The sequence below is a fragment of the Dactylosporangium sp. NPDC005572 genome, from assembly GCF_040605515.1.
Classification (GTDB): domain Bacteria; phylum Actinomycetota; class Actinomycetes; order Mycobacteriales; family Micromonosporaceae; genus Dactylosporangium.
This window is the reverse complement of sequence record NZ_JBEXCY010000292.1, coordinates 1-12503: the sequence shown is the minus strand read 5'-3', so window position 1 is coordinate 12503 and position 12503 is coordinate 1. Positions and strand designations below refer to the sequence as shown.

Annotated in this window: 10 protein-coding genes and 1 pseudogene; 1 reads left to right on the top strand and 10 read right to left on the bottom strand. The window is 72.7% G+C overall.

All coding sequences use genetic code 11. The annotated features are described in order from the left end of the window. From ABZS66_RS56830 to ABZS66_RS56785, 10 genes and pseudogenes are all read right to left on the bottom strand, one after another. Window positions 1-544 (bottom strand): GAF domain-containing protein (locus ABZS66_RS56830; RefSeq protein WP_354772537.1); only part of this gene is annotated, 544 nt, incomplete at its 3' end. A gap of 315 nt (window positions 545-859) precedes the next feature. Then, window positions 860-2974 (bottom strand): hypothetical protein, encoded by a 2115-nt coding sequence (locus tag ABZS66_RS56825; protein ID WP_354772535.1) that lies wholly within the window; start codon window positions 2972-2974, stop codon window positions 860-862. Between the two features lie 188 nt (window positions 2975-3162). Next, a complete protein-coding gene (locus ABZS66_RS56820) occupies window positions 3163-3582 on the bottom strand; it encodes a cupin domain-containing protein (protein WP_354772533.1) in 420 nt (139 codons plus the stop codon). Further along, window positions 3579-4418, bottom strand: coding sequence for a phosphoenolpyruvate hydrolase family protein (locus ABZS66_RS56815; RefSeq protein ID WP_354772531.1), 840 nt, complete (start codon window positions 4416-4418; stop codon window positions 3579-3581). The genes ABZS66_RS56820 and ABZS66_RS56815 overlap by 4 nt, the downstream gene beginning before the upstream one ends. A gap of 2 nt (window positions 4419-4420) precedes the next feature. Continuing rightward, window positions 4421-5704, bottom strand: a complete 1284-nt coding sequence (locus ABZS66_RS56810; RefSeq protein WP_354772529.1) for a Tm-1-like ATP-binding domain-containing protein — start codon at window positions 5702-5704, stop codon at window positions 4421-4423. A gap of 112 nt (window positions 5705-5816) precedes the next feature. Then, on the bottom strand, window positions 5817-7085 hold the full coding sequence (locus tag ABZS66_RS56805; RefSeq protein WP_354772527.1) for a trehalase family glycosidase: 1269 nt from the start codon (window positions 7083-7085) through the stop codon (window positions 5817-5819). Between the two features lie 134 nt (window positions 7086-7219). After that, window positions 7220-7318 (bottom strand): annotated as a pseudogene (locus ABZS66_RS56800) (FAD-binding protein); the annotation flags it as partial. Between the two features lie 146 nt (window positions 7319-7464). After that, window positions 7465-9066: a malate synthase A gene (gene aceB / locus ABZS66_RS56795; protein ID WP_354772525.1), complete on the bottom strand. Its 1602-nt coding sequence runs from the start codon at window positions 9064-9066 to the stop codon at window positions 7465-7467. A gap of 55 nt (window positions 9067-9121) precedes the next feature. After that, window positions 9122-10003, bottom strand: a complete 882-nt coding sequence (locus ABZS66_RS56790; RefSeq protein WP_354772523.1) for an SMP-30/gluconolactonase/LRE family protein — start codon at window positions 10001-10003, stop codon at window positions 9122-9124. An 86-nt stretch (window positions 10004-10089) separates the two neighbouring features. Then, on the bottom strand, window positions 10090-10845 hold the full coding sequence (locus ABZS66_RS56785; protein WP_354772521.1) for a FadR/GntR family transcriptional regulator: 756 nt from the start codon (window positions 10843-10845) through the stop codon (window positions 10090-10092). A 99-nt stretch (window positions 10846-10944) separates the two neighbouring features. Between ABZS66_RS56785 and ABZS66_RS56780 the strand changes: the two genes are divergently transcribed. Continuing rightward, the coding region (locus tag ABZS66_RS56780; RefSeq protein ID WP_354772519.1) for a dihydroxyacetone kinase family protein at window positions 10945-12503 on the top strand (1559 nt) is incomplete at its 3' end.

Sequence of the window (12503 nt, the reverse complement as noted above, 5' to 3'; positions counted from 1 at the left end):
CCACACGGGTCCGGGAGGCGATTAGGTCGGCTCGGGCCTGGGCGTTGGCGATCGCCGTGCCGACCAGGTCGGTGAATTCTGCGATGCGCACTTCGGCGTCGGCGGCCATTGGCTCTTCCTGCTTCGTGAAGGCGGCCACAGTCAGCCCCCAGAGGCGTCCCTCAACGACGATCGGGGCGCCCACCGCCGCGCGGATCCCCAACTCGCGAATCCGCGCGGCGAGCGGGCCGGAACCGCCCACGTATCTGTCGAGCCGGACGGAACGGCCGGTGCGCCACACCTGAGCCGCAACAGGGCTCCCCTCCAGCGGTCCGCGTGTGCCGACCGGGAGCCCCGAGCCACTGCTGGCGAGCACGGTGATCGTGCCGTCTGCCTCATAGCGGTCGACTACCGCACCGTCGGCGCCGAGGAGCCGAACCAATTCCGTGGCGACCGCGTCGAAGACCGCGGTCGGCGGCACTCCGCGCGCAACCAGCGTTGCGACGCGTCGCAACGCTGCCTGTTGCTCAACGACCTGGGCGAGGTCGGCGAGGCCTCCGTCCATCCGAGCCCCTATCACCAGCCCTGTCACCGGCAGCCAGCGTCTCGTAATCCTGGTTCCGCTACCTAGCGTAGCTCTCGACGATCGGCTCGACGTCCCTGCGGACGGAGCGGATCGCCACGAGGACTTCGTCGCGGTGGAGGTACAGATGAAGTCCAAATGCACCGGTCTACAACGCGCAAGCGGCGACTCCTCCACGTCCTGATCGACGAGTACAGCCGGGCAGCCGGGCCACAGCCGGGAGCTCACGGGCCACGGAGAACTGGCACGGCACACGGGTTTGGCTGGGCCTGATCGGTATCGGTGGACGGTGTCCGTCTACGGTGCCGCGCTGATGGCTGCGATCGCGGCTCGCGTCGCAGTGAGGAACCTGTCGTCGCGGTGGCCGAGCCAGCGGTCGCGCCCGGAGTCGAAGTCGGCCACGAACGGGCACCGCGGGTGCTTGGCCACGGCCCGGAGCTCGGGCAGGGCATCGGCGGCGGCCGGTCCGATCGCGGCCAGCAGGTCAAGGGCCCCGCTCCAGCGGAATCCCGGCGGCCGGCCGGTCACCTCGTTGAGGAGTGGACCGACCAGCCCGTCGGCGTCGCCGGTCAGCCGCCAGATCGCCCGCGCCGCCGGCACCCGCGTCCGCGAGGTCGTGTCGGCCAGGAACGGCCGCAAAAGCGGTGCGAGCGACGCGTCGCCCAGTTCGGCGGCGAGGTCGATGGCCGGCAGCCCCGGGTACTGCGGGGTGCGCTGGCGCAACTGCGCCCCGGCGCGGTCGAGCACGGTCAGGACCGTCGGGCGGACCTCGTCGGCGTTCGCTGTCCAGCGCCACAGTGCACGGGCGAAGCTGATGAGGTCGGGACGCGCCGTGACCAGGTCGAGCACGTCGGGTCGCAGTTGCCGCCCCTGCTCGCCGAGCGCATCCAGGAGCCGGACCGCGTCGTCGTAGGGCAGGTCGTAGAGGCCGCCGGATGGCCGGCCGCGTAGCTTGGCGAGCGCAGCCCGGGCCGCTTCGAGTGCCGGGCCAGGATCTGCGTCGATGCGCAGGACTGCGATCCGCTCGGCGACGTGGGAAACGCGGAAGTAGCCGCTTTCTTTGACGATCGGTGGCTCGTCCAGAGTGTCGCGCAACCTGGGAAGCGCCGCCGCGGCGGCCGGGCCGATCGCGGTGAGCGCATCAAGGGCCCAGGCGTGCACGTTGGTGTCCAGCAGCGTCCGCAACTGAGGGACGGCGGGCGCGGCCGCCGGACCCCAGGCGGCGAGGAGGTAGATGCCCCACCGGTGCCAGTCGGCCGGATCGGTCGTGGTGATCGCGTCCATCACCTCGGCGTGGAAGGGCGCCCCGGCCTCGTACAGGGCCTCCACCGTACCTTCGACGTCGGTGCCGCTGCGGAGGCGGGCCGCCGCGAGGGCCGGCCAGCGCGGATCACCGAGGTGGACGAGCGCGCCGAGCGCCGCCGATGTCGCCGCGACTGCGGCAGCCAGCGCGTCGACGGCCGGGCGAGCGGCCACGCCCGCCTCAGACAATGCGCGGGCCGCGTCGTAGCGAACCTTCGCGGAGGCGTCGGCCAGCACACCTTCCAGCACCGGCACCAGCAGCGGCCGGGCCTGCCGTTCGGTCCGGACGACGATGACCGCTGCGGCGGCGGCCTGTTCGCGCACCCGGTTCGCTGACGAGGCCAGCAGCATGCCGAGCACGGCGGCACCGTCCGGGCCCCGGTCGCCCAGACCAGCGATCAGGTCCTGCAGCGGGCTGGACCCCCAGCCCCACCACCAGCTCTTCTCCAGCGGCTGGCCGTCGGCCCAGACCTCGCGCACGGCCGCGGTCGCCTCCGGCGTCCACGGCTGGTCCGAGCGCGCCAGCAGCAACACGGCAGCAGCGCGAAGCGCCAGTGGCTGGCCCGCGCCGAGCGCCTCGGCGACGAGCGGTGTCTTCCTGTCCAGCCACTGGATGGCCGCCAGCAGGCGCGCCCTCACCTGCGGCTCGGTCTCGACCGCGAACCGCAGGCGCAGCTTGGGCAGTGCCCGACGCTTACTCTTCGGGCACTGCGAAAGCACGAACGCGACCCCGTCGCGGACCTCCGCATCGGGGTCCTCCAACAGCGGCACCAACCGGTCGACCTCGGCCTCCACCGCCGCCCGGACCGCACCGATGTACCTGGTGCGCCGATTGTTGTACGCGGCCATCTCGCCGAGCATCCAGGCCAGACCACCCCGATGCACAGTGGCACCGTCGACCAGCAGTTCTGCCAGGAACGGCACGACCAGCGGACTCGCCGAATAGGTGGTGCCCTGGTGGCTGACCCACCCTTCGAGCATGCTGCGCGCCTTCGCGGCCGTCTCGCCATCACGGCCCGCCAACGCCCGGATCAGGGCCGGCACCTCGCCCGCCGGCCCGTAGGCGCCATGCACCGCGGTCCAGTCGACCGCGTCAAGACCGTCGAGCACGGCAGTGATGCTACCAACGCCGCACCACCCGCCACCGCGCTCAACGGGCGAGCGAGTCGGCAGCCAGGCAGTTCGAGGCCGCAGACGCGGCGATCGCCAGCCTCGTGTCGAGGCTGGCGTGGACCACGTGACCGGCCGGCGGAGCTGAAGCAGCGGAGGGTTCCCGGGCACGGGGACCCTCCGTCCGGTTACTGGCGCACCTGGCTCCAGGCCGGGGCGACCCCGGGCTCGATGATGCGGGCGTCGGGCAGGCCGTCGAGGCCGGTCTCGGCGCCGCCCGGGGTGTAGACGACCACCAGCCGCAGCGGACGCCACGTGGTGTTGTAGGTCGAGTGGAGCGTGTTGGCCGGGATGTACACGGCGTCGCCCTCGCGGATCGGAAACGCCGGGCCGTCGCCGACGGTCTGCTCGCCCTCGCCGGAGATCACGTAGATGACCTCCTCCTCGTTCGGGTGCACGTGCGGCGCATGGCCCTGCGCCGGGTAGACGATCACCTCGCCGGTGGTCAGCCCGGCGCCCTCGTCGAGGTGCGGGGTGACCAGCCACTTGATGGTGCCCCAGTCGAAGACGCGCGTCGGGTTCTCGTCGGGGCGGCGGAAGGTCGTCATGCGGACTCCTGATCAATGGCGGTGATGTTCTTGAAGGCGACCAGCTGGGCCTCGATGGCCCGCTCGGTGGGCAGGCGCTCGACCGAGGAGGCGCCGAAGAAGCCGACGACGCCGACGGTGTTGGCGAGGATGTACCGGGCGTCGGCCGGCTCGGCGATGGGGCCGCCGTGGCAGAGCACGATGATGTCCGGGTTGACGGCCGTCGCGGCGTCGCGCATCGCCTGCACCCGTTCGGCCGACTCCTCCAGGCTCAACGCCGTCTGCGCGCCGATCGAGCCGCTGGTGGTCAGCCCCATGTGCGGCACGAGCACGTCGGCGCCGGCGTCGGCCATGGCCGCGGCCTGCTCCACGTCGAACACGTAGGGCGCGGTGAGCAGGTCCCGCTCGCGGGCCAGCCGGACCATGTCGATCTCGAGCCGGAAGCTCATGCCGGTCTCTTCCAGGTTCTGCCGGAAGACCCCGTCGATCAGCCCCACGGTCGGGAAGTTCTGCACCCCGGCGAAGCCGAGGGCCTTGAGCTCGTCGAGGAAGCGGCCCATCACCCGGAAGGGGTCGGTGCCGTTGACGCCGGCCAGGACCGGGGTGTCCCGCACGATCGGCAGCACCTCGCGGCTCATGTCCACGACGATCTGGTTGGCATCGCCGTAGGCGAGCAGGCCGCTGAGCGAGCCGCGGCCGGCCATCCGGTAGCGGCCCGAGTTGTAGATGATGATCAGGTCGGCCCCGCCGGCCTCGGCGGCCTTCGCGGAGATGCCGGTGCCGGCGCCCGCACCGATCACCGGTTTGCCGGCCGCAATGGTGGCCCGGAGCCGGGCCAGCGCGGTGGTACGGTCCATGCTCAACTCACCGCCGCCGGGTGCCGGGCCGCGATGAGCGCGTGCAGCCGGTCGGCGGCCACGACGGCGAACTGCGGATCGTTGATGTGCAACGGCGAATCGACGACCTCGACGCCGCTCGCCGCGACCGCGGCGAGCGCGGCCTCGAACAGTACCGCCGAGGCCTCGGGATGTTGAAATGGCATGCCGGGCGCGTCCAGCGCGGAGACCCCGCCGCGCGGCACCGCGAGCACGGTGCGGCCGGCAGCGTTCGCGAGCTTGCCGCCGATCCGGCGCCCGAGCTCGGCGTTCTCCTCCGGGGTGGTGCGCATCAGGGTGACGGTCGGGTTGTGCACGAAGAACTGCCGATCGGCGAATTTCGGGGGTACCGTCTCCGCCGGCCCGAAGTTCACCATGTCCACCGCGCCGAGGCTGACCACCTGGGGTATCCCGGCCGCACCGGCGGCGGTGAGCCGGTCCGGCCCGGCCGTGAGGACGCCGCCGACGAGGTCGTCGGCGAGCTCCGTCGTCGTCAGGTCGAGCACTCCGGCGAGCAGGCCGGACCGGGCGAGGCCCTCCAGGGCTCGGCCGCCGGAGCCGGTGGCGTGGAACACCAGCACCTCGTAGCCGAGTTCCTCCAGCCGCGCCCGGGCGGCCTCGACGGCGGGCGTGGTGACGCCGAACATCGACGCGGCGATCAGCGGACGGTCGTCGGCGACCGGCGACCGCCGCGCGTAGGCCGTCGCCATGCCGGCGATCCCGGCGGCGGCGTTGCCGAGGATGGCGCGGGAGATCTGGTTGATGCCGGCGATGTCCACGACGCTGTACATCATGGTCACGTCGGCGGCGCCCACGTACGGCGACACGTCGCCGGCCGCCATCGTGGACACGATGAGCTTCGGCAGGCCGATGGGCAGGTCCCGCACGGCCCGGGCGGCGATCGAGGAGCCGCCGCTGCCGCCGAGGGCGAGCACGCCGTGCACGGCGCCCCGGGCGACGAGCGGGCCGAGGACGGCGGCCGCCCCCTCCCCCATCGCGGTGACCGCGACGCCGCGGTCGTTGCCGTCGCTCAGCGCGGCGATGCTGGTGCCGGCGGCGGCGGCCACCTCGTCCTGCCCGATCACGACCGGCGGCGCCGCGGGCGTCAGCGGCGCCGGCAGGCCGATGGGCGGGCGGATGCCGGCGTCGAGCACGAGCACGCCCACGCCGTGGGCGGCCAGCCGCTCGGCCACCCACTCGTATTCGGCGCCCTTGGTGTCGAGCGTGCCGACCAGGGCGACGGTCGGCTTGTCGGCGGCTTCGGTCATGTCCGGGCCTGGGGTGTCGGCGGTAGGAATAGGGTCACCCGCCCATCCTGGATCCCCTTTTGAAACGTGTCAACCATCGGCCGGGAACGGGCCGCCGGTCGCGGCGGCGGGCTCAGAACTCGGTCGCCATCGGGCGGCCGGCCAGGAACGCGATCATCTGCAGGACCAGAAAGTTCCAGTTCTGGAAGTTCCGCGTCATGATCGGTTCGCCGCTGTCCGGGTGGTAGAACTCGTGCAGGCAACCGGTGGTCTCCAGATCGTGGCCGAACAGCCGGACCGTCTTCTCAGCCAGGTCGCGGGCGTCCTCCGTGAAGCCGTACTTCACCAGCCCCCGGAACACCATGTAGTTGCTGATGCCCCAGACCGGGCCGAGCCAGTTCGACGGGTTGTTGGACGCGCGCAGGTCGTACATCTTCTCGAGCCGCGACAGCGACCGGATGCCGTAGTTCGCGGCGAACGTGCGGGGGTCGCGGATCCGCTCGACCATCCGCTCGGCCTGTTCCCGGGACGCGAACCCGGCCCACATCGGCAGGAAGCTCGACCAGCTGTCGATCCGCAGCAGCAGCGACGACCAGGCCCGCGGCGCTCCGCTGTGGAGCCAGTCGGCCGGGTCGACGGGCCGCAGCGCGAGGTCGGCGCTGTAGAAGGTGCCGTCGCGCTCGTCCCAGCAGTGAAGGTTGATCGCATCGGCGAGGTCCTGGGCGCGGCGCCGCCACGGCACCGACTCCTTCACCTCGCCGAGCCGCTCCAGCAGTTCGCCGTACGCCAGCAGCTCGCGGTACATGAGGCTGTTGAGGTAGATGGCGGCGGTGCTCTTCGCCGGGCGGTAGTACACCGACGGGTCGTTGTCGACGCCGACCGCGAAGTCGGTCTGCCAGTACAGCAGGCCGGTCTCGGCGTGGAGGTGGCGGGTGAGGTACCCGGTGAGGAACGCCTCGAGCTTGCCGAGGTGCGGGCGCAGCCACTCGGCGTCCCCGCGCCGGCGGGCCAGGAGGGCGGCGTGCTGTGCCAACACCGGCTTGTGGGTGTTCTGCCGGCGGGCGTACTCCTCGTCGCTGCCGAAGTCGCCGTGCCGGAGGCTGCCCTCGGGGTTGAGCTGGATCGGCACGAAGCCGTCGGTGCTGTGGTCGAGGAAGTTGAGGATGCTGCCCTCCTCGTACTGCGCGTACCGGCCGGACTGCCCGGTCTCGACCTCGACCTGGGCGAGCACGACACTCACCCACCAGGAGTCCCAGTCCCACAGGTGGCCGCTGTAGTACGGCGAGTCCGGGCTGCTCGGGACGAGGAAGGGATGCCGGAGGATGCCCACCGGCTCACGCGTCATCTCGCCGCTCTTCGCGAGGATGTGCGCGCTCAGCAGTTCCGCATAGCGGTCGATCATCGTGTTCCTTCCATCGGGAGCATGGCCCCGGGGTTCAGGATGCCGAGCGGGTCCGGGGCCCGCTTCGCCCGGCGGGTCAGGGCGAGGGCGCCGGCCCCAGGTACTCCAGCAGCCGGCGCCGCTTCAGCCGCCCGCAGCCCGCCCGCGTTGGTGGCCGCGTTGCCGCCGATCGAGCACGACTCGAACGAGGACGGGTCGGGCGGGTACCGCAGCCCGGCCGCGCGCTTTACCTCGGCGACGGCGATCGGCCTTCCAGCCGAGCGGTCCCGGGCCCAGTCCTGGCGGTACCGCTCCATGACGTCCGGGTCGACGATGACCGCGCCCTCGGGGAGCGCCTGGGCGTGCGCCGGTAAGTCTGCGGTGTCCACTGTGGATCAGATCAGATCAGCTCGAGGGCCGCGACGGTGAGGAAGTCGGCGAGCTCCTCGTCGAGCACGAGCCGTTCGACGACGGCGACCGCCTGATCGACCTTTGCGGCGGTACCGCCGGCGAGCTCGGCCCGGGCCGTCGCCGCCTCCTCCGCGATGCAGCGGCGCACCAGCTCGGGCGTCACCGGCCGGCCGTCGCTCAGCACCACGTTGTTGCGCCGCCACTGCCAGACCTGGGACCGGGCGATCTCGGCGGTCGCGGCGTCCTCCATGAGGTTGTAGATGGCCACCGCGCCGTTGCCCGCGAGCCACGTCGCGAGGTACCGCAGCGCCACGGAGATGTCGTTGCGCAGGCCCGCCTCGGTGGCCTCGGCCCCGGTCCCGGCGATGGTCACGAGGTCGGCCGGCTTGACGTCCACATCGGGGCGCTGCCGGTCGAGCTGGTTGTCGCGGTCGCCGAGCACGGCCGCGAACTCCGCGGCGCACAGCGGCACCAGGTCCGGGTGGGCCACCCAGGAGCCGTCGAACCCGTCGCCCGCCTCGCGCCGCTTGTCGTCGCGGACCTTCGTGAGCGCCGTCGCGTTGACCGCCTCGTCGCGGCGGCTCGGGATGAAGGCGGCCATGCCTCCGATCGCCATCGCGCCCCGCCGGTGGCAGGTCGAGACGAGCAGCTCCGTGTAGGCCCGCATGAACGGGGCCGTCATCGTGACCGCGTTGCGGTCCGGCAGTACGTACTCGGCCCCCGAGTCCTTGAACACCTTGATCATGCTGAACAGGTAGTCCCAGCGGCCGGCGTTCAGGCCCGCGATGTACTCCCGCAGCTCGTAGAGGATCTCCTCCATCTCGAAAGCCGCCGGCAGCGTCTCGATGAGCACGGTGGCCCGGACGGTTCCGGCGGTCACGCCGAGCGCCTCCTCGGCGTGGCGGAAGACGTCGGCCCACAGGCGGGCCTCGTCCGCGCTCTCCAGCTTGGGCAGGTAGAAGAACGGCCCGTCGCCCCGCTCGGCCAGCACGTGCGCGTTGTGGAAGAAGAACAGGCCGAAATCCACGAGCGCACCGGCGGCGGGCCGGCCGTCGACCCGGACGTGCCGCTCGTCGAGGTGCCAGCCGCGGGGCCGCACGACGATGACGGGCAGCCGTCCGGCCTCGTCCTGGTGCAGCGCGTACTCGCGCCCGTCCGGCGCGCGGAAGGCGATCGTGCGCCGGACCGCGTCGCGCAGGTTGACCTGGCCGCTCACCACGTTGTCCCAGTGCGGGGTGTTCGCGTCCTCGAGGTCGGCCAGCCACACGTCGGCACCGGAGTTGAGCGCGTTGATCGTCATCTTCCGCTCGGTCGGCCCGGTGATCTCCACCCGCCGGCGGCGCAGGGCGGGCGGGATCGGCGCGACCCGCCAGCTCGGGTCGTCGCGGATGGCCCGCGTGTCGGCGCGCCATCGGGCCCCGACGCGGCCGGCCGCGGCGATCCCCTGCCGGCGCGCGGGGCGCTCGGCCAGCAGCGCCGTCCGGCGCTCGCCGAAGGTCCGCTGCAGCCCCGCGACGAACTCGAGGGCCTCGGCGGTCAGGACCGATTCGCTTCCCGCGACGTCGGCGGCCGTGGTCTGCAACCCTGCCATGTGGCTCTTCCCTTGCTGTTGTGTGACCGCTCGCGGGGCGCTTCGTGCGGTGGCCTCATCGGGCCTGGCGCGCGTCCGTCGTGGCGGTCCGGATTCGGTAGAGGCTTGTCGAGGCGGTGATGTACAGCGCCCGGCCGTTGTCGCCGCCGAAGCACAGGTTCGCCACCTTCTCGGGCACCGGCACCGCGGCCAGCCGCTCGCCGGACGGCGTGAACACCTGCACCGAGTCGGCGCTGGAGCTCCAGATGCGGCCCTCGACGTCCACCCGCAGGCCGTCGGTCGCGCCCGGGCGCACCTCGACCAGGTCCCGGCCGCCGGAACAGCGGGTGCCGCCGACGACGTCATAGGCGCGGATGCCGCCGGGGGCGCCGGGGACCTGCAGGTAGCCGGTGTCGGCCACGTACAGGATCGATTCGTCGGGCGAGAACGCGAGACCGTTGGGGTGCACCATGTCGGTGACGACCGGCTCGATCGTGCCCGACGCCTCGTCGAAGCGGAAGACGAAGCAGCCGCCGTACTCCGGCCGGCCCGGATGGCCCTCGTGCCCGCTCTCGTGGATGCCGTACGGCGGGTCGGTGAACCAGATCGCGCCGTCGCTCGCCACCACGACGTCGTTGGGCGAGTTGAACCGCCCGCCGGCCCAGCGGTCGACGAGCGTCTGCGGGCCGCCGGCCGACTCCCGCTCGACCGCCCGCCGGCCGTGGCTGCACTGCACGACGCGGCCCTGGAGGTCGAGGGTCCGCCCGTTGGGGAATTCGGCCTCGGCCCGGAAGACGCTCGTGGCGCCGGTCGCCTCGTCGTACTCGAGGATGCGGTTCGCGGGAATGTCGCTCCAGCGCAGCCGGCGCAGCGACGGCAGCCAGACGGGACCCTCGCTCCATGTAGCCCCGGTGAACAGCCGCTCGAGGACCGCATCTGGCGGGAAAAGGTCCGTCACGCTGGTGACCGTACAGGCCGTTGATACGTTTTAAAAGCCATCCGGCCCCGGATTTTGACACGTTTCATTCGGGCCGGGCGGCGGCGTCAGTCGGCCGGGGACTCCGCGGTGCTCGCGTCGACCAGCAGCCGCCGGCCCGCGGTGACCATGTGGACCGCCATCGCCGACGCGGCCGTGTCGCCGTTGCCGGCCACGATCGCGTCGTGCACCGCGACATGCTCGGCGATGGCGAGATCGATCTGCTCGGGCTCGTGCACCGCCCGGTCCACCCACACGCGCAGCAACGAGCGGATGATCCGAAGCAGGTCCACCAGGGTCGCGTTGCCGGTCGCGTCGGCCAGCTCCTGATGGAAGCGCTGGTCCGCCTCGACGAAGGCCGGAATGTCCACCCGAGACGAACGCATCCGCTCCAGATGGGCACCGAGCCGGGCGACGCTCTGCGGGCTCATCCGCTCCGCGGCCAGCCGGGACGCGTAGATCTCGAGCGCCCCGCGCAGCTCGACCAGGTCCTCGGTGCTGCGCCGCCCGATCAGCATGCCCCAGCTGAGGCTCTGCGGCAGCAGCTCGCTGGTGCTGCCGCGCAGGAACGTGCCGGCCCCCGCGCGCACCTCGACGATGCCGAGGATCTCGAGGGCGGCGAGGGCCTCGCGGACCGCCGACCGGCCCACGCCCAGGGTCGCCGCGAGCTGGCGTTCGGGCGGCAAGCGGGTGCCGGGCTCCAGACTGCCGCCGGTGAACAGGTCGAGCAGTCTCGTCGCCACCGCGGACACCGCGCTCCCCGACGGCAGCGTGCCGAGTGCGGCACCGATCTCCGCCGAGCGGTCATCGCGGTACGCAGGCATCCCAACACGATAGCGGAGCGCGGAACAGCACCGATCAGCCCTTTCCAAAACAGGTCAACCGGTTGCTATGATCGGCCCACCCCTGCTTGAGGAGGGTCCATGACCCTGCTGTTCAACGATCCGGCCGACTTCGCCGACGAGATGACCGACGGCTTCGCCGCGGCCTACGCCCGGTTCGTCCACCGCGTCCCCGGCGGCGTGGTCCGCCGCGACGGCACCCCCACCGGTGAGGTGGCACTCGTCGTCGGCGGCGGCTCCGGGCACTACCCGGCGTTCGCGGGCCTCGTCGGCCCCGGCCTGGCCCACGGTGCCGCCATGGGCGACCTGTTCGCCTCGCCGTCCGCCGCCCGCGTGCGTTCGGTCGCACAGGCGGCCGACGGCGGCGCCGGCATCCTGTTCTGCTACGGGAACTACGCGGGCGACGTCCTGAACTTCACCGAAGCCCAGGAACGGCTGCGGGCCGACGGGGTCGACGTCCGGACCGTGCTCGTCACCGACGACGTCTCCAGCGCGCCGCCCCAATCAGCCGAGCGCCGCCGCGGCATCGCCGGCGATCTGGCCGTGTTCAAACTGGCCGGCGCGGCCGCGGCCCGGGGCGACTCGCTCGACGACGTGGAGCGGGTCGCCCGGCGGGCCAACGACCGCACCCGCACGCTCGGGGTCGCGTTCTCCGGCTGCACGCTGCCCGGCGCATCTGCGCCGCTGTTCCGGGTACCCGCGGGCCGGATGGCGGTCGGCATGGGCATCCACGGCGAGCCCGGGATCTCCGACGACGGCCTGCCGACCGCCGACGAGCTGGCCGCCCTGTTCGTGAACCGCCTCCTCAAGGAACTGCCCGACGACGTCGCCGCACCGGCGGGCGGGCGGGTGGCCGTGATCCTCAACGGTCTCGGCTCGGTGAAATACGAAGAGCTTTTCGTGGTGTACCGCGAAATCGCCCGCCGCCTGGCCGCAGCCGGAGTGACGGCCGTCGACCCCGATGTCGGCGAGTTCTGCACGAGCTTCGACATGGCCGGCGCCTCGCTCACGCTGACCTGGCTCGACGACGAACTCGAGGAGCTCTGGCGCGCCCCCGCGGACACGCCCGCCTACCGCAAGGCCCCGCAGGCGCTGACCCGGCGGGAACACCCGCCGGCCGGTGCGACGACGGCCGAGCCGGCCGCCGCCGGGCCCGGGCCGGGGTCCGAGGCGTCGCGCGCGGCCGCCGCGACCGCCTGCGTGGTGCTCGACGCCGTCGCCGCGGCGCTGGACGGCGCGGCCGACGAGCTGGGCCGCCTCGACGCGGTCGCCGGCGACGGCGACCACGGCATCGGCATGCGCCGGGGGTCGCTGGCCGCGGCCGCGGCGGCCCGAGCCGGCCACGATCGGGACCTGGGTTGTGGGGCGGTCCTGGTCGTGGCCGGCGACGCCTGGGCGGACAAGGGCGGTGGAACCTCGGGAGCGCTCTGGGGTACCGCACTGCGCGCCGCCGGCCACCGCCTGGGCGACGTGGACGCGCCGACGCCGGGCGCAATGGCCTCGGCGGTCGCCGACGCACTTGCCGCCGTGCGGCGACAAGGCGGCGCGGCTCCGGGCGACAAGACGCTCGTCGACGCCTTCGCGCCGTTCGCGCAAGAGCTGTCCCGCGGCGTCGGCGGCGGCTCGCTCGCGGCGGCCTG